Source organism: Corynebacterium sp. ZY180755 (assembly GCF_054331495.1).
This window is the reverse complement of the sequence record NZ_CM135811.1, coordinates 652036-677577: the sequence shown is the minus strand read 5'-3', so window position 1 is coordinate 677577 and position 25542 is coordinate 652036. Positions and strand designations below refer to the sequence as shown.

Annotated in this window: 19 protein-coding genes, 1 rRNA gene and 1 other RNA gene; 5 read left to right on the top strand and 16 right to left on the bottom strand. The window is 56.1% G+C overall.

The features are described 5' to 3' along the window. Positions 1–385: 385 nt before the first annotated feature. The 11 genes from ACXM2N_RS03090 to ACXM2N_RS03040 form a co-directional block, all read right to left on the bottom strand. Positions 386–1912: ribosomal RNA gene (locus ACXM2N_RS03090) — 16S ribosomal RNA — on the bottom strand. Positions 1913–2833: 921 nt separating this feature from the next. Further along, positions 2834–3589, bottom strand: a complete 756-nt coding sequence (locus ACXM2N_RS03085; RefSeq protein ID WP_458489907.1) for an iron ABC transporter ATP-binding protein — start codon at positions 3587–3589, stop codon at positions 2834–2836. Then, on the bottom strand, positions 3586–4626 hold the full coding sequence (locus tag ACXM2N_RS03080) for an iron chelate uptake ABC transporter family permease subunit (RefSeq protein ID WP_458490979.1): 1041 nt from the start codon (positions 4624–4626) through the stop codon (positions 3586–3588). The genes ACXM2N_RS03085 and ACXM2N_RS03080 overlap by 4 nt, the downstream gene beginning before the upstream one ends. 139 nt (positions 4627–4765) lie before the next feature. Then, positions 4766–5749 carry an ABC transporter permease gene (locus ACXM2N_RS03075; protein WP_458489905.1) on the bottom strand — a complete coding sequence of 328 codons (984 nt, stop codon included), beginning with the start codon at positions 5747–5749 and terminating at the stop codon, positions 4766–4768. Between the two features lie 105 nt (positions 5750–5854). Then, entirely contained in the window at positions 5855–6889 is a 1035-nt protein-coding gene (locus ACXM2N_RS03070; RefSeq protein WP_458489903.1) for a siderophore ABC transporter substrate-binding protein, read from the bottom strand. A 474-nt stretch (positions 6890–7363) separates the two neighbouring features. Continuing rightward, a complete protein-coding gene (locus ACXM2N_RS03065) occupies positions 7364–8974 on the bottom strand; it encodes an amino acid ABC transporter ATP-binding/permease protein (RefSeq protein WP_458489901.1) in 1611 nt (536 codons plus the stop codon). Beyond that, entirely contained in the window at positions 8974–10539 is a 1566-nt protein-coding gene (locus ACXM2N_RS03060; RefSeq protein WP_458489899.1) for an ABC transporter ATP-binding protein/permease, read from the bottom strand. Before ACXM2N_RS03060 ends, ACXM2N_RS03065 begins: the two co-directional genes overlap by 1 nt. Then, positions 10539–11420 carry an ABC transporter substrate-binding protein gene (locus ACXM2N_RS03055; protein ID WP_458489897.1) on the bottom strand — a complete coding sequence of 294 codons (882 nt, stop codon included), beginning with the start codon at positions 11418–11420 and terminating at the stop codon, positions 10539–10541. The genes ACXM2N_RS03060 and ACXM2N_RS03055 overlap by 1 nt, the downstream gene beginning before the upstream one ends. Positions 11421–11429: 9 nt before the next feature. Then, the gene (locus tag ACXM2N_RS03050; protein WP_458489895.1) at positions 11430–12080 is read right to left on the bottom strand and encodes an ABC transporter ATP-binding protein; all 651 of its coding nucleotides are present in this window, start codon (positions 12078–12080) and stop codon (positions 11430–11432) included. Then, positions 12073–12975 (bottom strand): FecCD family ABC transporter permease, encoded by a 903-nt coding sequence (locus ACXM2N_RS03045; RefSeq protein ID WP_458489893.1) that lies wholly within the window; start codon positions 12973–12975, stop codon positions 12073–12075. Before ACXM2N_RS03045 ends, ACXM2N_RS03050 begins: the two co-directional genes overlap by 8 nt. A 100-nt stretch (positions 12976–13075) precedes the next feature. Next, a complete protein-coding gene (locus ACXM2N_RS03040) occupies positions 13076–14638 on the bottom strand; it encodes an aspartate:alanine exchanger family transporter (protein ID WP_458489891.1) in 1563 nt (520 codons plus the stop codon). Between the two features lie 158 nt (positions 14639–14796). On the opposite strand from ACXM2N_RS03040, the gene ssrA reads away from it, so the two are divergent. Further along, positions 14797–15182, top strand: a transfer-messenger RNA (tmRNA) gene (gene ssrA, locus ACXM2N_RS03035). 386 nt (positions 15183–15568) lie between these two features. After that, positions 15569–16063 (top strand): N-acetyltransferase family protein, encoded by a 495-nt coding sequence (locus ACXM2N_RS03030; protein WP_458489889.1) that lies wholly within the window; start codon positions 15569–15571, stop codon positions 16061–16063. Between the two features lie 23 nt (positions 16064–16086). On the opposite strand, the gene ACXM2N_RS03025 is transcribed toward ACXM2N_RS03030, so the two are convergent. From ACXM2N_RS03025 to ACXM2N_RS03015, 3 genes are all read right to left on the bottom strand, one after another. Further along, positions 16087–17304, bottom strand: a complete 1218-nt coding sequence (locus tag ACXM2N_RS03025; RefSeq protein WP_458489887.1) for an arginine deiminase — start codon at positions 17302–17304, stop codon at positions 16087–16089. Positions 17305–17469: 165 nt separating this feature from the next. Further along, positions 17470–19482: an acyl-CoA dehydrogenase family protein gene (locus ACXM2N_RS03020; RefSeq protein ID WP_458489885.1), complete on the bottom strand. Its 2013-nt coding sequence runs from the start codon at positions 19480–19482 to the stop codon at positions 17470–17472. A gap of 23 nt (positions 19483–19505) precedes the next feature. Beyond that, a complete protein-coding gene (locus ACXM2N_RS03015; protein ID WP_458489883.1) occupies positions 19506–20765 on the bottom strand; it encodes an acetyl-CoA C-acetyltransferase in 1260 nt (419 codons plus the stop codon). Between the two features lie 119 nt (positions 20766–20884). Here ACXM2N_RS03015 and ACXM2N_RS03010 point away from each other — a divergent pair, with 119 nt between their 5' ends. Together ACXM2N_RS03010 and ACXM2N_RS03005 are read left to right on the top strand one after the other, a co-directional pair. Beyond that, positions 20885–22198 (top strand): 3-oxoacyl-ACP reductase, encoded by a 1314-nt coding sequence (locus tag ACXM2N_RS03010; protein WP_458489882.1) that lies wholly within the window; start codon positions 20885–20887, stop codon positions 22196–22198. Between the two features lies 1 nt (position 22199). Beyond that, on the top strand, positions 22200–23084 hold the full coding sequence (locus ACXM2N_RS03005) for a MaoC family dehydratase (RefSeq protein WP_458489880.1): 885 nt from the start codon (positions 22200–22202) through the stop codon (positions 23082–23084). Positions 23085–23207: 123 nt separating this feature from the next. On the opposite strand, the gene smpB is transcribed toward ACXM2N_RS03005, so the two are convergent. Beyond that, complete coding sequence (gene smpB, locus ACXM2N_RS03000; RefSeq protein WP_458489878.1) at positions 23208–23705, bottom strand: SsrA-binding protein SmpB; 498 nt, start codon at positions 23703–23705, stop codon at positions 23208–23210. Between the two features lie 162 nt (positions 23706–23867). Between smpB and ACXM2N_RS02995 the strand changes: the two genes are divergently transcribed. After that, positions 23868–24443 (top strand): thymidine kinase, encoded by a 576-nt coding sequence (locus tag ACXM2N_RS02995; protein WP_458489876.1) that lies wholly within the window; start codon positions 23868–23870, stop codon positions 24441–24443. Between the two features lie 189 nt (positions 24444–24632). Here ACXM2N_RS02995 and ftsX read toward each other — a convergent pair whose 3' ends face one another. Further along, a complete protein-coding gene (ftsX, locus tag ACXM2N_RS02990; RefSeq protein WP_458489874.1) occupies positions 24633–25535 on the bottom strand; it encodes a permease-like cell division protein FtsX in 903 nt (300 codons plus the stop codon). Positions 25536–25542 lie beyond the last annotated feature (7 nt).

The following is a 25542-nucleotide window of genomic DNA, read 5'->3' as shown; positions in this document are numbered from 1 at the left end:
TCATCAAAAATGAAGAAAAAACATATTCACACACATCACAATCAAAAAACATTTTGACCACGATGAAAATGCAAAAAATACGCGTCCACTATACAGTTCTCACACAACACACCAACCACAACAACCACCAACACACTATGCTGATGCTTATTATCGTTGGCCACAGGAACAAACAATGTTGCCCCAGACACCCAACAGCATGCCAACCACTTCAAACTTATTTTGTCTTTTTATAACGTTGACTTTAAAAGACTTAACTGAACCAGGCACCACCGGAAACAATCAGTGTTTCCCAGTCATGACACCTTTGGGTGTGCTCCACCCGGATAAAATATGTGCCGCACGGTAACCACCATGCGGACTTGAAAATAATAATGCTCCTTAGAAAGGAGGTGATCCAGCCGCACCTTCCGGTACGGCTACCTTGTTACGACTTCGTCCCAATCGCCAATCCCACCTTCGACCACTCCCTCCACAAAATGTGGTTAGGCCATGGGCTTCGGGTGTTACCAACTTTCATGACGTGACGGGCGGTGTGTACAAGGCCCGGGAACGTATTCACCGCAGCGTTGCTGATCTGCGATTACTAGCGACTCCGACTTCATGGGGTCGAGTTGCAGACCCCAATCCGAACTGAGGCCGGCTTTCAGCGATTCGCTCACCCTCACAGGCTCGCAGCGCGTTGTACCGACCATTGTAGCATGTGTGAAGCCCTGGACATAAGGGGCATGATGATTTGACGTCATCCCCACCTTCCTCCGAGTTAACCCCGGCAGTCTCTCATGAGTCCCCGCCATAACGCGCTGGCAACATAAGACAAGGGTTGCGCTCGTTGCGGGACTTAACCCAACATCTCACGACACGAGCTGACGACAACCATGCACCACCTGTACACCAGCCACAAAGGGAAGATACATCTCTGCACCCGTCCGGTGTATGTCAAGCCCAGGTAAGGTTCTTCGCGTTGCATCGAATTAATCCACATGCTCCGCCGCTTGTGCGGGCCCCCGTCAATTCCTTTGAGTTTTAGCCTTGCGGCCGTACTCCCCAGGCGGGGCGCTTAATGCGTTAGCTACGGCACAGAAGTCGTGGAAGACCCCTACACCTAGCGCCCACCGTTTACGGCATGGACTACCAGGGTATCTAATCCTGTTCGCTCCCCATGCTTTCGCTCCTCAGCGTCAGTTACTGCCCAGAGACCTGCCTTCGCCATCGGTGTTCCTCCTGATATCTGCGCATTCCACCGCTACACCAGGAATTCCAGTCTCCCCTACAGCACTCAAGTTATGCCCGTATCGCCTGCACGCCCGAAGTTAAGCCCCGGGATTTCACAGACGACGCGACAAACCACCTACGAGCTCTTTACGCCCAGTAAATCCGGACAACGCTCGCACCCTACGTATTACCGCGGCTGCTGGCACGTAGTTAGCCGGTGCTTCTTATACAGGTACCGTCACAAAACGCTTCGTCCCTGTCGAAAGAGGTTTACAACCCGAAGGCCGTCATCCCTCACGCGGCGTCGCTGCATCAGGCTTGCGCCCATTGTGCAATATTCCCCACTGCTGCCTCCCGTAGGAGTCTGGGCCGTATCTCAGTCCCAATGTGGCCGATCACCCTCTCAGGCCGGCTACCCGTCGACGCCTTGGTAGGCCATTACCCCACCAACAAGCTGATAGGCCGCGGGCTCATCCCTAACCGAAAAAACTTTCCACCATGAACACTAAATCACGGTCCTATCCGGTATTAGACCCAGTTTCCCAAGCTTATCCCGAAGTTAGGGGCAGATCACCCACGTGTTACTCACCCGTTCGCCACTCGAGTACCCAAGCAAGCTTGGGCCTTTCCGTTCGACTTGCATGTGTTAAGCACGCCGCCAGCGTTCGTCCTGAGCCAGGATCAAACTCTCCACAAAAAATAAGAAAAACAAATTTCCTATCAGGCTTCGTGAAAAGCCCAACCAAAACTGGCAAAAAAACAAACAACCAGCACAAACAACAAAAAATTGTTCACAAATGATTGTCCAAAAAATAATAGATGAAAAAACAAGAACACAATCCGACGAGGAAAAACTGCTCTTGCACGCTTCGTCACAACTAAGCGGGAACATCTAACGTTAATTCAACATGATTAACAAGGGCGAAAAAACAACAACCCTTGCCGGCCACACCAAACAACAAGCCCCACAAAGCCAACAAAACAAAATAAAAAGTACATTGGCACACTATTGAGTTCTCAAACAACACATTCACCACCAGTTCACCGAACATTAACCTCAGCGACCTGAGCAGCGAGTAACAAACCTACACCCTTAAGCTGAAACTGTCAACCCGAGGAAGTAAATCCATTCTGTCAACCAAACCAACCAGCGGCTGCCCCGGCGACTCGCTATAAGTTACACACATCCACAGATTTACACAACTCTGCAGGTCATTAAGCATTTTTCTGCTTTGTAATCGTTTGCTAAACCGTCATGTGTTTCTCATCGGTCATCTGAACCCACAAAATGACACTATTGCGGTTCCTCTTCCCTATGAACACTCCTCGGTCTTTCGACAGCGTCTGGCGCAGAAAGCTTTTTCGGCCTTTGACTGTTAGCAATGCCCACTCTTTCACGCCGCAGACTCGATACTTCCCCACAGCAGTGGGCTTTCATGAACTGCTACTGACTGACTTGCGAACGGAGTAATCACACAGGTTCTTTCTTAACCTCGGTGGCCTCTCCATGATCTAAGCCCTTCATAATCCCGTGCGCGTTGGCCCCGCAAAACTGAAAGCGCCGCCCCACTGGACTCAATGTCCCGTGGGGCGGCGCTTTACTTCTGGAAAACTACTTTTAGTGGTAGTACGCCATGAGGCCTGCTGGGCAGGTGATGACGGAGATGTCGGTATTGAAGATTGATGACAGTTTGCTGTTAGTCATGATCTCTTCCGGCTTTCCAAACTCGATGATCTTGCCGTCCTTGACAGCGCAAATGTAGTCCGCGTAGCGGGCTGCGTAGTTAATGTCGTGCAAAACTACGATGATGGTTCGCCCGAATTCCTTAGCAGCACGCTCCAGGTGACGCATCATTTCCACCGAGTGGGCGATATCGAGGTTGTTCAGTGGCTCATCCAAGAGCACGTAGTCAGTTTCCTGACACAACACCATCGCTACGTAGGCGCGCTGGCGCTGGCCGCCAGAAAGCTGGTCCAGGTAGCGATCCTCTAGTGCGGTGAGATTGAGGAAGTCGATGTAGCGAGAGATGATCTCTTCGTCTTCCTTGGTGAGGCGGCCCTTGGAATAAGGGAATCGTCCAAAGCCAACGAGTTGTCGCACTGTCAGGCGTGTGACGAAGTGGTTCTCCTGGCGCAAGATGGAGAGCACCTTGGCTAGGTCCTCACTCTTAGTGGTGGAAACATCCATACCGGCAACCGAGATGGCGCCCTCGTCAATACCGAGAAGGCGGCCAATCATGGTCAACAGAGTAGATTTACCGGCGCCGTTAGGGCCCACAAGAGCAGTGATACCGCCGCGAGGGATTTCGATATCTACGGGACCAATGCTGGTCTCGTCGTTGTAGTTTTTCGTAACATTCTCGAGCTTGATCACAGTCGACCCTTTCGGAGCAGAACGATCAGGAATACGGAACCACCAACAAGTTCAATGATGATGGACACAACACCTTGTGCATAGAACACATGGTTCATGATGAAGTAGGCACTGGTCAAGACAAGGAAGCCGAAACCGATAGCCATTGGGAATATGTAGCGGTGGTCGTAGGTGTCAGCCAGTTGGTATGCCAACGTAGCCACCAAGAAACCAAGGAAGGTCATTGGCCCAACCAGCGCGGTAGATGTTGCCATCAGAATTGCTACCAATACGAGCACCAGGATGGATAGCTTTTTATGGGAAAGGCCGAGGTTGGTGGTCGCTTCCCTACCTAAGCTCACTACGTTGAGCTGGCGGGACAGGAACAGCAAGATGCCGCCTGCCACGAGGCAAATTGGGATTGCAATTGGATAGTACTCAGCATCCGCGTTGTTGACAGAGCCAAACAGGCGCGCAGTCAGGACGTCGAATTCACTTGGAGTCAGCAGTCGCTGCATGAATGTAGACAGTGATCCCAAGCCACCGCCGATAACAATGCCCACAAGAAGCATGGCGTGCATGTTGGCGTTCTTGCCAGTCAGAAGCCAGGAGTACAGAATCAGCGATAGACCAACCATCAAAACCAGCTGCACAATGAACATCTCCAAGGTGCGGGCATTGGTCAGGCCGACAATGCCGAAGAAGAACACGGTCGAGGTGTGGATCGTGCGATACAGGGCTTCGAAGCCCATGATGGATGGCGTGATGATGCGGTTGTTAGTGACGGTCTGGAAGGACACTGTTGCAACAGCCTGGGTGAAAGCCACTACGGCCATAGCGATGACCGCGTTCATGCGTCGCTCGGCGATGAGCCAGAACTGCTCCGTACCGAACGGCATTGGATTGCCGTAGGCCAAGAGACCGAAGGCGAAACCCAGTGCCGCGACTATCACTGCGATCATAATGATCCAGTACTTGCGTGCCGCCTTGCTCGTCTGGAACGCGCCGGAACGGCGCTCAGTAGTGTTCTCTTGAACGTGGCCGTCGTCGGTCTTGATTTTTACGGTCTTATGTTGAGGATCGCGCTCGATAACCTTGGCCTTGGTGCCGTCGCCAAGCTCCTCTGGGAGGTGATTGACCGGCTGGATACCCAAGGACTTGCGCTCTGGGTTAATGCCTGGGTTGGTTGGTTTGAACTTATCCACGCTTGGTTTGCCTCACAATCAGGAAGACGAACACTGCCGCACCTACAATGCCCAGAACAACGGACACTGGGATCTCGAACGGGGAGATGATGGTGCGCGCAACCAAGTCACACACCGTGACTAGGGCGATACCAAGAAGGCATACCCACGGCAGGTTGGAGCGGAGGTCATCGCCTCGCCACATGGAAATTAGGTTCGGCACGATGAGTCCGAGGAATGGAAGGTTACCCACAACCACGGTAACCACGCCGGTGGCGATGGCGATCATGCCGGTGCCCATGATGACCATGCGGTTGTAGTTCACGCCGATGTTGGTAGCAAACTCTTCGCCCAAACCTGCAACGGTCAGACGATCTGCGTAGAAGAAGACCAGCGCCACAACAATCAATACGATCCACAGGACTTCGTACTGGCCCTTGTAGATGGAAGTGAAGCTGCCCTGGAACCAAATACCCAGGGACTGGAGCATGTCGGTCTGCAACGCTAGGAAGCTGGAGACGGCGCTGACTACCGCGCCCAGCATGATGCCAATGATCGGAACGACCAGGGAGGCACGCAGCGAGATTTTGCGCAGGAATAAAAAGAACACCATGGTGCCAACAAAAGAGAACACAACGGACGCAGTCATGCGCTCCAATACACCTGCTGTGGGCACCACGATCATCATGACCAACAGACCCAAGCCTGCCCACTCCGTGGTGCCCGTGGTGGTTGGTTCCACAAAGCGGTTCTGAGTAATCAGCTGCATCACCAGGCCACACATGGCCATAGCGGCGCCTGCCAGAATCAGCGCAATGGTACGAGGAACGCGAACGTTCATGAACATTTCTCGACCATCACCTTGGGAGAAGATGTCGTACTCGCCTGTCATCAAAGACAAAAACAGCAGCGCGACAACAGCTACGATGCCCACGATGAGGCGCCAATCCACCAGCTTGCTACGCGTACGTTCTCGTCGTACTTGGGTTTGTGTCATAAATAGCCTTTTTCATGCCGAAAGGGATCGAGCACATAGTGCACGATCCCACGAACTCAAAACTACTGTTCAGAGCACATTTCGACTAACGGGTTCACCCTTTAATTACTTGCCCTCGAACGCATCAGCGATGTCGTTCAGGATCTCGGTGTAGGTGATGATGTTCTCGTTGGTGTAGGTGTCAGCAGGTGCGAATACCAGCTGGGATTCCTTCAGAGCGGTGACGTTCTTCAGGGCCTCGTTGTTTGCGATGACGTCAGCAGCTGGGGTGTAGCCCTCTTCATCTGCTGCAGAGGTGCCGCCATCGCGGTCCATGACGAAGATCCATTCAGGGTTGGACTGAGCAATAGCCTCAACGGAGATGTCATCGCCCTTGTGGTTGGAGGAAGAGTCCTCAACCTCAAGCGCTGGCTTCAGGCCAAGCAGGTCGAAGATTGGGCCGAAGGTGCGACCGACGGATGGCGCAATGTAGCCGATCTCGCCACCGGAAACGTTCACAGCCATGACGGTGGAGTTGCCGTTGTACGCAGCCTTAGCGCGCTCTACGGCAGCTTCGAAGTCAGCGATAACCTTCTCTGCCTCAGCTTCCTTGCCGAAGATCTTGCCCAAGGTGGTGGCCTGGCGCTTGAGCTCCTCGTCCAGTGGCTCGCCATCACGTGGGTCGAGGGAAACAACTGGAACACCAGGGTTCAGCTTCTGAATGTCTTCCTGGTACTGGGAGAAGCGCTGACCGTTGATAACCAGGTCCGGCTTCACTGCAACCATAGCTTCGAGATTTGGCTCGCGGTGGCTACCGAGATCAACGATTGCCTCGTCGTTCTTGTAGTTAGGAACAGTCTTAGGAACCAAGCCCTTAGGAGCTGCAGCTACCTTGACGCCCCAGCTGTCCAGCAGCTCAAATGCGCGGTTATCCGTAACAACGATGGACTGTGCAGACGCAGGAACCTCAATGGTGCCGTTGTTGTCCTCAATGGAGATGGTCTCATTGGAAGACTGAGCGGCAGAAGTCTCTTCTGCAGAGTTGTCGGTGGATGCGGAGTCATCAGAGCATGCAACCAAAGAAACAGACAGAGCTGCTGCAGTAGCGAGCGCAATGAGCTTTTTCACTATAGTTTTCCTTAATGTTTCGGGGCGCACCATATTATTGGCCGCCTATCCAAAGTTAGGTGAACATTACCTTTCCGAGAAATGAGTTAATCAGTTCCCCAAAATTAAGGCAAGCCTAACCCCCTAATTTGGAAACATATGTGTAGCTTAATTATCTGACCTGCACATTAGCTTTTATTTCGCTCCCCCCATTTTTAGTTAGGCTTGCCTTTACTAACCAAAGGACAAGCATCAGCGACTCTGGTTTCTTGAGCCTTATCTTCATGGACGAAGGTGCATATGTCGGCTCAAAGCCGTGTGCAGTGCAACGAAAAAAGGACCCGAGCCGTTTTGGCCCAGGTCCTTCCTCGGTGCTTTTAAAGAATTCCGGTTCGAATTCTTCCGGCACCTCCGCAAAGTAAGTTAGCTTTTCAGTTCAACTAGGTCACCACCGCGGCAAATCCCACGGGGAGCGGGTCACGCCCGTCTGAGGTAGTAAGTAGTACCAGCTCACAATGGGTGCAGGCGTCACCCGCGAAGCATCAACGCAGCCAAACTGTCTGAATCCTGCAGTTGGCTTGGTGTCCCCTGCTCCACAACTCGCCCATTGTCCATCACCACGATGTAGTCCGCGCCAGCCGCAGCGGCAGGCTGGTGCGTGGATTCAATGATCACTACGTCAGGCAGGTAAGCCTTGACACCTGCGCGAACAGTGGCGGCGGTCTCCAGGTCCAAGTGCGCGGTGTACTCATCTAGGAGCAGGACATCCGGGTGCAGCAGGAGTGCACGCGCAAGTGCTAGGCGCTGGCGCTGGCCACCAGAGAGCTTATTGCCGTCTTGACCCACGTGGTGGTTGAGGTCGAAGTCTAGGCAAACAACATCGAGTACCTCGCGCAGCTGTTCATCCGTGGCCTCGGGAACAGCAAGCCGCAGGTTGGATCCGACTGTGCCGTTGAATAGGGTAGCCTTTTGCTCGACTAGCAACACATGTCCACGGAGGTCTACATCACGGATGTCACGACCGCCGATAGTAATGGTGCCCGAATCTGGGTCATCTAGACGGCCTATCAAACCCAGCACAGTGGACTTGCCGGAGCCGGAGGCTCCCACAATCACCGTGTGGCCTTTGGCCGTGAAGGTAACGTTTTCCACCGCGTTGGTGCCACCATAGCTGTAGGTCACCTGGTTGAGTGTCACGTCGCCCCCGCGGAAAGCTGCTGTGCCGTCTGTGACCACAGGCTCGTCGGTGGCAATCTGATGGATGCGTTCCGCCGCGGCGATGGAGATATCTAGGCCAGAGAGGAATTCACGAACACCCGCGGTGACGTCGAACAGCGCCCACGTGACTGCAAGGGCAATCACTAGATGCTCGCCGCCAACGACCACGCCCGCCAGAATCGTGCCGAGCTTGACTGCTAGGGCAAGTCCCTCGCGTAGCGCGGGGCTATGGCCTGCTTCTGCCAGCTGGCGATCTTTTTCCGCCATCTCCTTCAAGCGCTTTTCTTGGTGCCCGTAGCCGGTGACTTCCGCCATGCCCTGCACCGAGTCTGTCACGTGTTGGACTAACTCGCCTCGGCGGGCGGTGGATACGGTTGCAGCCTCAAACGCAGCGCGCACGCCGACGGCCGGAACCACCAGCACAGACAACGCCACACCTACCGTCAGTACGAGAGCAAGCTGCCAATCTAGGAAGACGAAGCCCAGCACGGCTGCGATCACCGGAATAGTCACCGCGGTGATGGCTGGAGCAATGGTGTGGGCGAAGAATACTTCGATTCGGTCGATGTCCTTGGTGGCCCGGGAGAGGATATCGCCAGAGGTGTACTTGGTGCGCCCCAGACGGCGCAGGTCCGTGAACAGACGCACACGCAAAAGCTCCAGCGCCTTAAACGCTACGAGGTGCCCTAGGAAGTGCTCAAGGTAGTTAAATATAGCCTTGGCCAGGGTCAACGCAACGAGCGCTGCAATCAACACCCATAGGTTTTGCCGAGTTACCACCGTATAGGCACCCACGCCCAGAATGGCTATGTGGGCGATGAAGTACAGGTGTCTAAACAGTATGGAGGCCGATAGCGGCCCCAGCACTGGCTTGGTGGTCTCCAGCAGCCAGGAGCTCATCGATGAAACTCGTGACAGCATTACTTTCCTCCCATGATGTCGCGGTGAGTGGCCAGTACCACGGTTTTTTCGGCTGCCAATTCCTTGATTACCTGTTCGATGATCGCCTCTGACTCTAGGTCCACTTGAGAAGTCGGTTCATCTAGGATCATGATGTCTCGACCGGACAGCAGCGCGCGTGCAATGGAGATGCGCTGCGCTTGGCCTCCGGAAACGGATTGGCCTCGCTCGCCCACCTGAGTGTCCAACCCTGCAGGCAACGAGCGTGCCCAGCGCGCTAGATCCACGCGCTCTAGCGCATCCCAGATCTGATCTTCTGTCACGTCGCCTGCCACACGGAGATTGTCCGCCAAGCTGCCAGTAAACAGCCAGGTAGATTGCCGCACCACGGCCACACGGTCGCGCACCTCCTGCTGGTTGGTGCTGTCGAGTGTGATCCCGTCTACCACGGCTGTGCCTGATGTAGGTACCAGATCACCGCTCAAAATATTCAGCATGGTGGACTTACCTGAACCGGATTTTCCTGAGAGTACCTCTGGTTCACCCCGGCGCGCGGTGAGGTTTGTTCCTTCCAGCACTGGTGTGTCGTCGTAGCTAAAGGTAACGTCCTTCAGCGCTACCGAGCCGTCGTGCTCACCTACCGCACCGTCGTGGCGCGGTCGGCCGGTCTTCCTCGCAAGGAATCCCAAGATGGCGCTCTGGGAGGCCCTACCACCCATACCGATGTAGAAGAAGCCACCCACCTGGTTGATGGGAGTGGTCAGCTGCGTAGAGAGCAACACGATGGCTGCTGCCTCGCCCACAGTGTCCGCGCGTAGGTAGGCCATAGTGATGGCCACGCAGACAAGAAACAAGCTAAACGCCGCTTCCATCACGAACAGCAGCAGCTGATTGCGCGCGAGAAGTTTCATCAGTGCTTGGCGGTTATCTTCACCGGTCTGCTCGAGTTTCTTTCCGACGCGCTCCCCCGCTCCGATTCCCATCAGGGTGCTCAGGCCCTGTACGGACTCCAGGAACTGCGCGGCCAAGCGGCCGCGCATGATACGCGACTCCCGTGATTCCTTGCGGAACAGCTTCTGGAACAGCCCAATAACCAGTGGGACAAGTGGCAGGCAGATCACCAGCGCGAGGGCGGTTAGCCAGTCCACAAAAGCGATGACCACGAGCGTGACAAACGGGGTGAGCACACTGCCAATCAGCTGGCCGATGTAGCCCTGGCGGTAGTTGGTCACGCGCTCCACCGAGTCAGTCATGGTGGACACCAGCGAACCCGTCTCATCCTTGGCAATGCGCGCAGGCCCGAGCTTGAAGGCCTGCGTGAGCAGGCCCTGGCGGATGCGCGCGTTTTCCGCGCTGGGGTCCTGGGTGCGCACATTCGCCACTTCGCAGCCCACCGCAACGAGCAGGGCTCCCACGGCGAGGAGCACGTTGCCGTCGCCGTCGATAAGCTTGCCGATACTCACAAGGCACACGGCGATGGCAAGAGCCTGGATGGCTAAGAAAATTGCCTGTTTCTGAATGGCTTTATTGCCGGGTTTGAAGAAGGTGGTGTCCTGCTTACCACCTGCTGCGTGTGGATGGCCCATTATTCCCCTTTAATTTTTGCGTAACCTTCAGCCATGTTAACCCCTGCCACCGCAGAAGCCTCAGTCATAGGCAGCAGCACAACCTTATCGTTCTTGATCGCGGGGACCTGAGCGAGAGCTGGGTTGGACAAAAGCGCCTCGAAAGGCTGCATACCTTGACCCATGAAATCTTCCACGTAAATGACCTCAGGGTTCATCGCCACGAGCTGTTCGGCGTCAATAGGCATGGTTGCCCGCGCGGTATTGGTGCCGCCGGCACGGGCAGCAAGTCCCGCCATGACCTGATCATCGCTCATCGCCATGACCTTCCCTCCGCGGGCCATGAGCGCTGCGAACGTGCCCTCTTTCTTTTCTTGCTTATCCACGTCAGCGATCTTCGACTCAAACTCGGAGGCCATCTGCTCACCCTTGTCCTTCACACCCAGCTTCTCCGATAGATCGCGAATAGTGGAAGCCAAGGATTCAGGAGAATCGAAATCGCTAGCTTGGTACTCCACAACGTTCACACCGGCAGACTCCAGCTGATCCCCCACGCTCTTTTCACCACCGTGGCGCGCAGTCAGGAGCACGAGGTCCGGCTTGTAGGACAGGATCTGCTCAGCATCTGGGTTGGTTCCCACTGGGATGGTTGCCTCTACTTGGCGGGCAAGGTCCGTGGCGGTGCCCATGGTTGGCGCCTTCGAGCCCTCATTGATAGCAGCAAGGTTCTCCGGCCCCACTAACTTGAGGGCGAGATCAGCGGTCTCGCTGCTCACGGCCACGATGTTGGTGTAAGCGGTAGCGGCTTCCTGCTGGACCTGAGAGGTTTCTGGACTAGACGTTTCTGGGCTTCCACACGCTACGAGGGTAGAGGCCATGACTGCAGCAAAAATCTTTTTCATTTTCATCTCCTATAGGGGAACAACGGTGAGTGTGTTGGTAACGGATGAGGTGTGCACGTCTACATCGACTCCGTAGGCCTGCTTGATGTTCTGAGGCGTGAGGACGACATCCGGGGGACCTTGGGCCAGGATCCCGGCATCCTTGAGAAGCACCAGCTCGTGGCAGAATCTGGCCGCGAGAGTGAGGTCATGGATGACCATCACCACGGTGCGCTCGGGTGTGATCCACTGCCGCAGCGTGTTGAGCACTGCCATTTCGTGCGCCAAGTCAAGGGCAGATAAGGGCTCGTCCAGCAGCATCATTGGAGAATCTTGGGCAAGCACCCGTGCCAGTCCGGTGAGCTGTCGTTCACCACCACTAGTCTGGGCGGTTGGCCTCTCACACCAGGCGTTGGCGCCGGTTATAGTCAGCGCCTCCTCCACTGCCGCATGATCTTGGGCGGTCAACGTGCCAAAACGCGACATCCGCGCATAGCGGCCCATCTCTACCACCTCACGCCCTGTGAACTCAGTGGCGGTGACGGTCTGTTCCAGATAGGCCATGGCGCGCGCCTTCTTCTTCGCGTTACCTGGCGCATCGCGCATGATCTTCTTGAGCCACGTTGTCTTGCCTGCCCCGTTGGGCCCAATGAGTCCGTAGATATTACCGGGTTTAAACATGAGCCCTCCTCATCACCAAAAACAGCAAGAACGGTGCGCCCACAAGCGCTGTGACCACGCCGGTTTGCAAGGTGATGGGGTCGAACATCATGCGCGCACAGGTATCGGCGACAGTCAAAAACGTGCCACCCACAAGAAAGCTGGCGGGCAACAGGAATTTGTGATTTGCTCCGGCGACGAGGCGGATAAGGTGCGGAACCACGAGGCCCACGAAGGAGATCACACCGCAGGTGGCCACGGCGCCAGCAGTAGCGAGCGCACCGAAAGCCAACACCACGTGCGAGACCTTCTTCACCGCAACACCTGAGGACTGCGCGGTGTCCCCGCCCAGGCTTAACATGTTGAGTTCTCGATAGAACACCACTACGCCCGCCACGCCGATCAGGATGGGCGCCAGCACGAGGGTGACGTCATCCATGGTCCTGCCGGTCAAATCGCCATTGAGCCAGAACATGGCTGAACGCGCCTGCTCCGCGTTGGGGGCATTGGCCACCATGGCGGCGATGACTGCTCCGAGAAACGAGTTCAGGGCAACACCCACCAGCAGGATGGAAGACACTGACCTACCCGCAGCTTGAACCACAAACGTGGCCAGTAGAGCGCCAAGGAAAGCACCCACTGGCATGATGGCCGTCCACCCCATGATGATCGCCAGTACAGCGAAGGTGGCCGCACCCGCACCTACGCCCGTGATGCCGGGCTCAGCCAACGGATTACTGAACACAGCCTGCATGGCCGCACCCGCTACTGCGAGAGCACCGCCCACGAGGGCACACATGAGCACTCGCGGCAAGCGGATCTCTGTGACCACGAGTGAGTTGAAACCCACTGGCCCTACAAGAAGCGCTGCGACAGCGGTACCCAATAACGCAATGAGCAACAAAATAAGACGCACGGGGAAACCATACGCCTTAAAGATAATGTTTTTCAATTGAAAATGAACGGTCGCCCACAGCGCGTTTTTACTACCCCTACCCCGCCTTTATTGAAAATAACTACAGACTTCCGAGTAGTTGCGCAATGAGGATCTTGGCCACCATGGCCACCGGATACACCAGCGCATACCCAAGCGCCACACGCGGATCAGTCTCAGTGCGATTGTTCGCGAACGCCAGCAGTGCCGGCTGAGTTTGAGCGCCACCGATCACACCAGAGAGTTTGGTTCCTCCCATGCCCATCATCCGCATGATCACGAACAGCCCCACCGCTAGCAGCGACGTCATCACTGCGCCGAGCGCAATGATCTGCAGCCACGTACCACCCGTGAAGGCAGAGGCGATCTGCCCGCCAGCGTTAGTGCCCGCCTGAACTAGGAACATGAGCAACCCAGCCTCGCTGAGGACCTGCGCCGAGGAATGAGGCAAGGTAGTGGTTACCGGACCCACGCGACCAATCTTGCCCAGAACAAGACCCACAATGAGCGTGCCCGCGGCTGCGCCAATGCCCAGAACCTCACCAGTGGCAATACCCACAGCCAAGCCTAAGCCCAAGATCACGGGGTTCAAGTCCGTCAGACCACGGGAGGAGTCACCCAAGTACCTAGTAATCTCCTTCATGCGGTTAGTATCCGCCACCACGCGCACACGATCGCCCATTTCAACAAATGTTTCGGGGAAGGCCACCTGGTCAATGTCGCCTCGACGTACACGCGTGATGAGTGCGCCGTACTTGGCCCACAAGTCTTCATTGAGCTGCGCTACGCTATGGCCAGCTACCTTGGGATCTGAGACCGTGATGCGCCTAAAGTCCAAAAAATGCCGGTCACGACGCAGGGAATGCGAAGACACGTGCCCCAGTAATTCAACTGCACGCTCAATTGACTCCCGAGTACCCGCGACGTTAACCAAGTCACCTTTTTCGAAGCGGTCCTCCGGCACCGGAATCCAGATGGGCCCCTGCTCGCCCCGGCGGAGGCGAGAAATACGCACATCACCGTCAATGAGATTGTGAATCGTCGATTCGCGGGGCCGGTCCACCCTATCCACGCGAATGGTTACGTGCGTCACCACGCTTGGGGCGTCAGGATCACCCCGCCCCACCCGCAGCGCAAGCAACACCGCTGCCATCATTCCCACCACGCCAAAGATGTAGGCAATGGAATACCCCACGGTGGCTGCACCCATGTCACCGCTTGACTCCCCCGCCGCCGACAACGCTGGGGTATTAGTGGTTGCGCCCGCAAACACGCCCGCCACCGTGGCAATGTCCATGCCAAAAGCAGCCACGCCAAGGCCATAACCCACGCCGGCAACTACAACGAACAACACGACCATCGCCACGATCGGCGCGAGCGACGTTTTCAGGTTCCGGAAAAAAGAGGGCCCGGAAATCGTTCCAATCGCAAACGCGAAAATAGCCAACCCTAGATGCCCAATTTCCGAACTAATCAGTAGCTGAGTATCCTTCGCCGCAGCAAGAGCCGACACTGCAATGGAGACAAACAGCACCGCCGCGGCGCCCAAGCTGACGCCCTTGATCTTGACATGCCCGACAAGCATGCCGACTCCCACGAGGAGGAACAGTAAGAGAATCTGCTGATTAGCTAAGAACTCAACCACATTAAAAAGTCTAACCAGCAGCAAACCTATCTTCGAGCTAAGTCCCCCACTTTGTAACCAACTGGACATGCCACAGTTACCCCAGCGAGACTCACCGTGTGGGAATAGACTTCTCAAGTACTCGGTTGTAAAGTGGTGATACTGCTTCCAAGCAGCATGGGGTCGATTTTGGTTTCGACTGCGTGCATTAAGCCGGGGGAAGCGTGCCGGTGCAGGCTACGACCACCGTGAGCGTCGTTGCAACTTTATAAGCGCAGAGAACACTCAGCGCGACTACGCCCTCGCTGCTTAATAAGAAAAGCCAGCGACCTGCGTGTCCGTCAGACCGGGTATGTCACTGATCCGGATCCTGGCGTCGTTTAAGTGACTTGCCCACAGAATGGGTCACGAGGTTCTGTGGGGACCCTAACTGGTGACTGGGCCTATCATCCAGATGTGTTCGTCCTAGCTGGAGGGCCAAGTAGAGATCCATGTGCGAACTGCGCACGGAGAAGCCCTGGCAAGGTGACGTAGGACCCGGGTTCAATTCCCGGCGGCTCCACCACAAGGAGCCTGAACAGCACTTGACTGTTCAGGCTCCTTTTCTAATGTCACGATAAAAGTAGGTTTATAGGCCCGTAAGTGTGCACAGAATGGCTTGATGTGAACGCTTGATCGTCTGTGTGCTCGAAGCGAAATATCTGGAGATTTCGCTTTAGGTACCGGAAAGAACCGATCTCCCAATCCCTGATCATCCAGCACGCTACGCAGTAGAGTTCTGGCTGCCACCACGTTGGATTATGCACAAGGCTTCAACGACTACTGGCGCAGTCCGGTTGTGAAACCGCAGGGGGACATAGGCTGCTGGTGACTGTCTTTTCTAAGTTTCCAGCGAAACTAGTCTTGTGATCGCGCCGGCAACGGGTGAAGTAGGTTGGGTACTGTTAGATCATGACTATCCGCCCCGCCACTCTCGAGGACGCAGACGCTTTAGCGTCACTATCCGCACACACTTTTACAGAGACTTTCGGCTACCTTTACCCACCAGAGGATCTCGAGTACTTCCTCACCACCACATACACGGCGGATGCTTACGCGAGAATGCTGGAGGATCCTTACCACGCCATTTGGGTACTCGAGCACGATGATGAGCTTATTGGCTACATCCTTGCTGGTCCGTGCTCCCTCCCCCACGAGGACGTCACCCCAGAAGACCGCGAGATAAAACGCTTGTACGTAAAGAAAGAACACCAGAACTCCGGTGATGGGCACAGGCTCATGCACACCGCCATGGACTGGATTGGTGATCGCACCACCTGGCTCGGAGTGTGGAGCGAGAATTACGGCGCCCAGCGCTTCTACCAGCGCTTCGGTTTTAGCAAGGCGGGCGAGTACCAGTTCGTCGTGGGAAATTCCCGCGACCGTGAGTTCATCTATCGGAACTAAGCTACTCGTCTAGGCTTCGCCCGCTAGTCCACGCTTTCTCGCACAATTGGGCAGGTCATGCAGTGCCCGCCGCCACGACCGCGCCCCAACTCGGCAGAGCCGATCTCGATGACTTCAACACCGGCCTCGCGGATCTTAGCGTTGGTATGTTTGTTGCGGTCGTAGGCCACAACTACGCCAGGTTCGATAGCAACCACGTTGTTAGCATCGTCCCATTGTTCGCGTTCTTGGGTGTAGACATCTCCGCCGGTCTCTACTACCTGAAGCTCACAGCCTAAAGCGCGACCGACCTCATCAATGAAATTCTTGCCTACCCTAATATCGAATAGCTTGTCAGAAGGCCTCAGGATAATTGGCCGGATGGCGTTCATCACCGGTGGATAGGCAGTCACTTTGTCTACGTCCATGAAGGTAAACACTGTGTCCAAGTGCATGGAGGCGCGCTCCGGTGGCATGTCAGCCACGATAATTTCGCGCACCGCTTCCTTAGCAAATAGGACTTCCGCGAGCCTGCTAATTCCCTGCCACGTTGAGCGCTCCCCCATTCCCATCAAAACCACGCCGTTGCCCACCGGCATGATGTCACCGCCCTCCAGCGCGGCGAGGGCTGGATCATCGTCCGTGTCACCGTACCAGACCTCAAAATCAGCACTGGCAAAGCGAGGATGGAACGTGTAAATGCCACGCAATAGGTGCGTTTCTTGGTGTCGCGCGGGCAGGCGCATGGGGTTCATGGACACACCACCATAAATCCATGAGGACGTGTCGCGGGCGAATTGGGTGTTGGGCAGAGGGCGCAGCGCGAAGTGCTGCGGCGGGAAGACGTCGCGAAGCATGTCAATCACCCCGCCCCGCGCAGGAATCTCGCTCATGGCCACACCACCGATCATGAGCTCAGCGACGCGCTCATTGGGGAGATCATCGAACCATGCGCGCAGTTCGCGCCCCACACCCACACCAGTATTCTTGGCCAAGTGTTTGCGGTTGAGGATGAAGTCACGCCCCTCCGGGACCGCGAGGGTTTCTGCCAGAAGATCATGCAGGTCTACCACCTTTACTCCCCAGGCGGTGAGTTCAGAGACAAACTCCTCATGGTGACGGATGGCCTCATCAACCCAGAGCACGTCATCGAACAAGAGATCCTTGCAGTTAGCAGGCGTGAGCCTTTCGTGAGCAAGGCCCGGCCTGCACACCATTACTTCATGAAGCTTTCCTACCTCTGACCACACGCCTGGCTGCATGGGACCCCTCCAACCGTTTTGTTTACTCTTACAAATCTACTCTCACGTCTGAACCGCCCTCGAGTGGGCGTTACGTTAAAAACGGCCACACCGAGGTGTGGCCGTTCGATCTACCGCAACATAGATCGTGTTATTGGATGCCGAACCCAGTTGGCACCCAAGTCTTTAGTAGCGTGGCTCGTCTACACCTTCCTGGGAAAGCATTGGCACGTTGCGAACAGCGTTCGGGATAGCGAATGCCTCTACCAGTACCTCAGCCCATGGGCCAAGGGAGTCAACGAGGTCACGGACCGCAGCACGTGCAACGCGGATGCGGGAACCTGGCAACATGCCGTGCTCCTGGTACCAAGCAGCGTGCTCGACAATGGTGGACAGGGCGTAGAGGTGGCGGATCTGCTCAAGTACTCCCTTAGCTGGTGAATCCTTAGGCAGCTTGTCCTCAGCCTCAACCAGCGCCTGCAGCGCGAGGGAATTCATCCGCGCGTAGCCCGCCGCGATCAGGTGGTCCTGCGCCTTGTCGACGATCTGTACTGCTTCCTGCAGCTCAGCCTTGCGTGCCTTCTGCATACGCTGAGCAAGGGACTTCAGGATGGCCTGGGAGCGTTCCTCCAGCAGGGTGACCTGGTAACCAGTGTCGAAGATAGAGTTGTCTTCCTTGTTTCGGACGCTATCCAGCGCAGTCTTCACGGTATTGCTCAGTCCGGAACGGCGACGGATGAGGTCACCAACCTCATTTATCCCATACTTCACCAAGTCCATTGCGGACAGGTCACCCATGTCACGCGCGTAGGCGGTCAGCATCTCCTTGCCCACCATCTGGATGAGAACCGTGTTGTCGCCCTCGAAGGTGGTGAATACATCAGAGTCAGCCTTGAAGGTGGTCAGGAGATTCTCACTCATGTAGCCCGCACCGCCACATGCCTCGCGGCATTCTTGGATGGTCCTGGTTGCGTGCTGGGTGGAGATTACCTTCAGACCAGCTGCCCAAGACTCCAGCTCGCGGGAAGCGATGAGCTGTTCCTCAGTTGGGTTGGAAAGGTCCAAAACACCTTCAGCGATGGAACGCTGCTGATCGTAGAGCTTCGCGGTGACTTGGTTCTGCAGGAGCATCAAAGCGTAAGTCTTAGCGAGTGGTACCAGCAGGCGCAGGCGGTGGGAGCGGTGATCGATCAGGCGCTTCTCAGGGAGATTGCCACCTGGAGAGAACTGGCGACGACGGGTTGCGTAGGACACTGCGATATCCAAGCTGGAGCGGGTGGCAGAGGAAGCAGCACCTGCTACGGCAATGCGGCCGCGGATCAGGGTGGACAGCATGGTGAAGAAGCGACGGTTCTTGGAATCAATTGGGGAGGAGTAAACGCCGTCCTCTGAAACGTCACCAAAACGGTTGAGTAGGTTCTCACGCGGAATGCGAACGTTATCAAACATCAGGGTGCCGTTGTCTACGCCCAGCAGGCCGCCCTTGCTGCCGTGATCTCCAATGGTGACGCCTGGCAGCGGGTTGCCGTCCTCGTCACGAACTGGAACTACGAGGCAGTGAACGCCGTGAGACTCCTCCACGCCTGGGGTGTAAAGCTGCGCGAATACGGCAGCGATGGTGCCGTGGCGGGCAGCGTTACCCAGGTAGCACTTCTTTGCAGAAGGGCTAGGGCTGTTAATGATGAATTCCTGGGTCTCAGGGTCATAGGTGGCGGTGGTTTCGAGCTGCTGTACGTTCGAGCCGTGACCGATCTCGGTCATAGCGTAGATGCCCAGCAGTTCAAGATCCATGGTTGGCTTAACGTACTTCTTGTGACGCTCGGTGCCGAGGTTATCAATCGCGCCACCCCACAGGCCCCACTGAACGCCAGACTTAACCATGGCTGACAGGTCAGCGTGAGCAAGGGTCTCAAGGCCGATGATTGCACGGTCCGTCTTACCTGAACCACCGTTCGCTTGGGAGAAGGAATCGTAGGAGAATCCGCCCTCAGCGAATTCCTTCAGAACTGGGATCAGCGCATCACGCTGCTCGTCGAGAGTACCTTCACGCTTTGGAAGGAAACGCTCGTCATCAATCAGGTTACGAATTTCCTCACGGAGGACGCCGAACTGTCCGTCGAGGATCTTCTGCAGATCTGCAGCAACCTGATGCTGTGGCTCGGTTGGGAGGGTCTGTGGTGCACGTGCTTCTGGTGCCATTTTCTTGTTCCTTTTCTTGTTGTTTAGCGTTCGATGATTGCGACGATGCCCTGGCCACCTGCTGCGCAGATGGAGATGAGAGTGCGTCCGCCGCCGTTTTCTGCCAAAGTCTTTGCCGCGGTTGCGAGGATGCGTGCGCCAGTACCAGCGAATGGGTGTCCGGCTGCGAGGGAGGAACCCTTCACGTTGAGCTTGTTGCGGTCAATTTCACCCAGCCCCTGCTGCTCAAGGCTGGCAAGGGTTGCCAGTACCTGAGAAGCGAAGGCCTCGTGGATTTCGTAGAAATCAAAGTCCTGCAAGCTCAGACCGTTACGCTCAAGAAGCTTTGGAATCGCATGAGTTGGGGCCATGAGCAGACCATCCTCGCCGTGGAGGTAGTCCACCGCCGCCGTCTCGGAGTCGACTAAGTAAGCAAGCGGCTCGATGTTGTGTGCGGCTGCCCACTCCTCAGAGGACAGAAGAGCAACGGATGCGCCGTCGGTCAGCGGGGTGGAGTTACCAGCGGTCATGGTTGCCGCGGCACCATGTTCAATAGCGTCCTGCTTACCAAACACTGGCTTGAGCTTGGCCATGGATTCCATGGATGCGTCTGGACGAAGGTTGGTATCGCGGGTAACGCCCATGAACGGGGTGACAAGGTCCTCAAAGAAACCTGCATCGTATGCTGCCGCGAGATTCTTGTGCGATGCGACTGCCAATTCATCCTGCGCCTCGCGGCTAATGCCATACTCGCGCGCAGTAATTGCCGCGTGCTCACCCATGGACTTGCCCGTGCGTGGCTCGGAATTAGCTGGCTGCTCAGGAACAAGCTGGCTAGGACGAATGCTGCCAGCGAGCTTGATGCGGTCACCAGTGGTGCGCGCTGCAGCAAGCTTGAGGAGAGTGCGGCGAAGCTGGTCACCTACGGCTAGCGGCGCATCAGAGACGGTGTCCGTTCCACCACCGAGACCAACATCGTAACGGCCAGCCGCAATGCCGTCCGCAACGAGGATGCAGGCCGCTAAGCCGGTGCCACAAGCCTGCTGTACGTCGATAGCTGGAGTGGTTGGCGCCAGGGAGGAACCGAGCACTGATTCGCGTGTGAGGTTGAAATCACGGGAGTGCTTCAGTACTGCACCAGCCGCTACCATGCCCAGTTCTTCATCTTGAAGACCAAGTCGGGCTACGAGTCCTTCAATGGCTGCAGTCAGCAGATCTTGGTTGGACGCGTTTGCGTATTCCTTGTTGGAACGAGCAAATGGGGTTCGGTTGCCGCCGAGAATCGCTACTCGTCTGCTGTTCATAGAAACTCCTTTTGTATCCAAAATCATATGGCGTGGATCACTTATAACTGATACTGTAGCCTACATCACGTTGATACATGATGTCGATCACATTTTAATTTTGAAAGGATCTTTAAGCCATGGATATCCTCGAAAAGCTCATCAACTCACCACTCGCGGCCAAGGCTGGAGTACCTCAGGGAGAGAAGCTTCGCCGCCACACCCCAGGCCAGCCGTTGCTGGACGGACCGCTGGTCATCTGCGGTAAGGGGCGCTACGCAGAAACCCTGAAGGAGCTGCTGGGAGACGCCTTCGAGTACGTGCCAGCAGAGGCTGACACCCCACGAGCCGGCATCGTTCTTGATGCCACCGGAATCACTGAACCGGAAGACCTTCACACCCTCTTCGATGTGATGAACCCACAGATGAAGAAGATCGCAAAAAATGCACGAATCGTCGTTCTTGGAACTACCCCCGAATTGGCAGAAGGAACCGAGCGAATCACGGCCCGCGCCCTTGAAGGCTTCTCCCGTTCCTTGGCTAAGGAGCTCCGCCACGGCGCCACCGCGCAGCTGGTGTACCTAGCACCGGACGCACAGGCTTCCTCCGCAGAGTCCACCTTGCGATTCTTGCTCTCCGGAAAATCCGCATTCGTCAACGGTCAGGTCATCCGCGTATCCGCTACCAATGCTCCGGCTCCCGCCGATTGGGAGAAGCCACTGGCTGGTCGCCTTGCTGTAGTCACCGGTGCTGCCCGCGGTATCGGTAAAACAATGGCAGAAGTACTCGCACGCGATGGCGCTTCCGTCATCTGCGTAGACATCCCTGCCGCTGCTGAGGCCTTGGTTGCGACCGCGAATGACACCAAGGGCACCTCCCTTCCTCTGGACGTTACCGACCCGAAGGCTGCTGAGATCATTGCTAAGCACGCTGAATCCCGGTACAACCAGCCAGTGGATATCTTGGTCCACAATGCTGGCGTCACCCGAGATAAGCTGCTGGTCAACATGGACGAGAAGATGTGGAACATGGTTCAAAACATCAACCTCGTTGCGCCAGTACGCATCACCGAGGGGCTTATCGAGTCTGGTTACCTCTCTGATAACGCTGCAGTGATCGGTGTATCCTCCATCGCTGGCCTAGCAGGCAACCGTGGCCAGACCAACTACGCCACTACCAAGGCCGGAATTGTCGGCTTCGTTGATGCAATGAAAGAAACCCTTGCTGCTAGGGGCGGCACCATCAATGCAGTAGCTCCTGGCTTCATTGAGACCGACATGACCGCTGCTATGCCAACCATTCCTCGCGAGGTTGGGCGCCGCTCCAGTTCACTGAACCAGGGTGGCCAGACCGTTGACGTCGCCGAGACCGTCGCATACCTGGCTGCTGAGTCCTCCGGCGCTGTTAACGGCAATGTCATCCGCGTATGCGGCCAGTCCATGTTGGGAGCTTAAGGTGCAGAAACTAGACACGATTCCTGATCTATCCAAGGAATTCCGGCGAGTTGTGCTGGATAAAGTTAAGACCAAGCGCACGGCCAAAGAAGACCCAACCAGCGTCTTCGTTGTTGAAAATGTGAAGGTCGATCCAGCACACCTCGCCAAGTACAACCAGGCTGTTGGTTTCCGCAACTCCACTACCCTGCCGCTGACGTATCCTTACATCTTGGCTTTCCCAGTGATGATGCGAGTCATGACGCAGCCGGACTTCCCATACTCCGCTATGGGTGCGATCCACCTTTCCAATGTTATTGATCAAAAGCGCGAGATTGGCGCGGATGAGACCTTTGACCTCAAGGTTTACGCTAACAATCTGCGCCCGCACCGCCGTGGCGTGATCATCGATATGATCACTGAGATCGAGATTAATGGGGAGATTGTATGGTCGCAGGTGTCGAGCTTCCTCGGCATGGGTGCTCGCCTGGATAAGAACTCTTCCATTGACCGCCCAGAGTCCCGTGGAACCAACTTGGAAGAGCCTGTTAAGCCAAAGGTTGCTAACACCGCAGAGTGGAAGGTTACGGCCAGCGACATTTCCCAGTACGCCGAAGCTTCCGGTGATAAGAACCCAGTGCACACCAGCAAGCTCGGCGCAAAGGCCTTTGGTTTCCCCAGCGTCATCGCGCACGGCATGTGGACCGCCGCAAAGATGCTCACCCTCCTAGAGGGGCGCGTCTCCGGGCACCTGCGCTACTCGGTGGACTTTTCCAAGCCGGTAGTTCTCCCGGCGCGTGTCGCTTGTTGGACGGAAAACACCGGCGATTCCTGGACGCTACAGGTACGCAAGGCTAAGGATCCATCCAAGCTGCACGCTGCAGCCAAGCTCGAAACCGCACACTAACTGGCAGCAGCCCCTTTTGCATCCGCCCGGGTTTAGTTGATTGCAGAAGAATCGATTACACATTGCTGGGCGGGATTGCGCTCTCCGCTAGGAAGGCACTGGCTTAACGCCAGTGCCTTCCTTCTATGCTGAGATGCCCTTCACTCTGCGGCCTAGTTCCTTAACCACTTCGCGTTCTTCCGTGCGACGCTTAATGGCTTGGCGCTTGTCATGGGCCTGCTTACCTTGGGCAAGCGCTAGCTCGCACTTGAGACGACCATCCTTGAAGTAAAGCTTCATGGGGACCAGCGTCTTATTGCCGTCGCGGACTTTGCCCATCAAGGTATCAATCTCACGGCGGTGTAGCAGAAGCTTGCGGTTGCGCATCGGCTTGTGGTTAGTCCAGTGCCCCATGGAGTATTCAGGGATATGGAGGTTGCGCAGCCACACTTCGCCCTCATCAATGGTGGCGAAGGCATCAACGATGGAACACTTGCCCTCACGCAGGCTTTTAACCTCCGTGCCCAGCAGCACAACACCGCACTCATAGGTATCGAGGATGTTGTACTCGTGCTTTGCTTTTCGGTTGGTAGCAACAACCGGATTGTTGCCCGCTACCTTCTTCTTATTCTTCTTCGCCATAACCCTTATATAGTAGCCACTTTTGTAGAGCCGGCGACAACCGCAGTAGATCCTAGAGGAGGTACACCCCCTAGCAGAAGCGGCGCGAGCGGGGTTGCGCTGGCGGGGCGGAGTCACGAACGGCGTCGTAAAGCCAGACGAGATGGTTTAAACTACCTCCTCGTGGCAAAACTATATTTCCGATACGGCACCATGAACTCCGGCAAGTCCATTGAAATCCTGCGCGTGGCCCACAACTATCGCGAGAGAGGGATGAAGCCGGTAATCCTGAAACCCGCCACCGACACCCTAGGCGATGACCACATCCACTCCCGCATTGGAATCTCTAGCCCCGCCTTAGTGGTGAACGGCTCCGACGACCTTCGCGAGCTCATCCAGGAGCAGGAGCAGTGTGACTGCGTGCTCATTGACGAATGCCAATTTCTTGCGCCTGAACAGGTTGACCAGCTGATGACGCTGGTGCTGCGCGGAGTGCCCGTGATCTGTTACGGGCTTCGTACCAACTTCCAGTCTCGCCTCTTCCCCGCATCGGCTAGGCTCATGGAGCTTGCGCACTCTATTGAGGAGATCAAGACCATCTGCGACTGCGGGCGCAAAGCAGTGTTTAACGCGCGCATTGGCGCCGACGACCAGATAACGCTGGAAGGTGACAGCATCCAGATCGAAACACTAGACAACCCACGCTATATCGCCATGTGCGGACACTGCTTCAACGAGAAAGCCAAACTCTGGGTCTAGCGCTGGTGTTTTCAGCTGTGATCTGAACGGCTGTTTATTTACGGCGCATGCCGTGCGTAACCAGGCAGGAAAAACACACGGACGGGCGCGGTCACTACAACCCGTTCCCTGCCACGTGAAGCGACACGTAGCGCGCAAAAACCGCTGGCTCCATGATGTGGAGGCCAGCGGTTCTTGTGGTTTTTAAAGCTACTTGCGCACGTACAGGCGAAGGGTTACCTGCGCGGTGATCGCGGCAAAGATGACGCCCACCACAGACACGATCGGCAAGACGGTCCAAATGTCCTGGCTCGTGATCGGGGCGATCAGCTGGGACTCATAGAGTCCACGCAGGGCATCGTCCACCACAAACTTCTTTCCAGCGAACAGCGCGATGCCGGCGAGCACGGCACCAGCAAGCACGGCGATGACGGCCTCCAGGATAAATGGCACCTGGGTGTACCAACGCGACGCACCCACCATGCGCATGATGCCAATTTCGTCCCGACGATTAAACGCCGCGATCTGCACCATGTTCGCGATCAGGAAGATCGCGGCCAGCGCCTGCACGGCAGCAAATAGGAACGTGGCATTGCGGATAGAGTCCAGGTTGTCAGTAGCTCCGCGAAGATCGTCTACCTGATCCACCACGTCGGTGACCTGTGGGAGGTCACGCACCGGATCAAGCGGGCTAGGGTCCAGCGGGTCCACAAGGCGCACATGCAGGGCGGCTGGCAGGGCGTCAGGTGAGGTCTCTTGGACGAGGAGTGGATCAGACTCTTGGAATACTTCCACGAAGCGTTCGTAGGACTGCTCACGAGAACGGAAAGTTACGGATTCAATACCGTCAGCACCCTCGAGCTTCTCGCGAACATCCACGCACTGCTGACTGGTGCAGTCCTTATCCCCCGCAGAGATCTCCTCGTCCAGCTGCACCATAACCTCTACGCGGTCGAGGTAGATATCCTTGGTCTTTTCGGTCATGTTGGTAACGAGGAAGCCTGTTGCCAGCAGGGCCAAAGAGATCGCGGTGGTGATGATCAGCGCAATGGTCATGGTGATATTGCGACCCAAGCCGGTGAAGGCTTGTTTGAATACGTATCCGAGATTCATGTTTAGC

Excerpts from the sequence above, each read along its gene's own strand:
- ACXM2N_RS03075 (WP_458489905.1), bottom strand. The coding sequence starts at position 5,749 with ATGACACAAACCCAAGTACGACGAGAACGTACGCGTAGCAAGCTGGTG.
- ACXM2N_RS03070 (WP_458489903.1), bottom strand. The coding sequence starts at position 6,889 with ATGGTGCGCCCCGAAACATTAAGGAAAACTATAGTGAAAAAGCTCATT.
- ACXM2N_RS03065 (WP_458489901.1), bottom strand. The coding sequence starts at position 8,974 with ATGCTGTCACGAGTTTCATCGATGAGCTCCTGGCTGCTGGAGACCACC.
- ACXM2N_RS03060 (WP_458489899.1), bottom strand. The coding sequence starts at position 10,539 with ATGGGCCATCCACACGCAGCAGGTGGTAAGCAGGACACCACCTTCTTC.
- ACXM2N_RS03055 (WP_458489897.1), bottom strand. The coding sequence starts at position 11,420 with ATGAAAAAGATTTTTGCTGCAGTCATGGCCTCTACCCTCGTAGCGTGT.
- ACXM2N_RS03050 (WP_458489895.1), bottom strand. The coding sequence starts at position 12,080 with ATGTTTAAACCCGGTAATATCTACGGACTCATTGGGCCCAACGGGGCA.
- ACXM2N_RS03030 (WP_458489889.1), top strand. The coding sequence starts at position 15,569 with ATGACTATCCGCCCCGCCACTCTCGAGGACGCAGACGCTTTAGCGTCA.
- ACXM2N_RS03025 (WP_458489887.1), bottom strand. The coding sequence starts at position 17,304 with ATGCAGCCAGGCGTGTGGTCAGAGGTAGGAAAGCTTCATGAAGTAATG.
- ACXM2N_RS03020 (WP_458489885.1), bottom strand. The coding sequence starts at position 19,482 with ATGGCACCAGAAGCACGTGCACCACAGACCCTCCCAACCGAGCCACAG.
- ACXM2N_RS03015 (WP_458489883.1), bottom strand. The coding sequence starts at position 20,765 with ATGAACAGCAGACGAGTAGCGATTCTCGGCGGCAACCGAACCCCATTT.
- ACXM2N_RS03010 (WP_458489882.1), top strand. The coding sequence starts at position 20,885 with ATGGATATCCTCGAAAAGCTCATCAACTCACCACTCGCGGCCAAGGCT.
- smpB (WP_458489878.1), bottom strand. The coding sequence starts at position 23,705 with ATGGCGAAGAAGAATAAGAAGAAGGTAGCGGGCAACAATCCGGTTGTT.
- ftsX (WP_458489874.1), bottom strand. The coding sequence starts at position 25,535 with ATGAATCTCGGATACGTATTCAAACAAGCCTTCACCGGCTTGGGTCGC.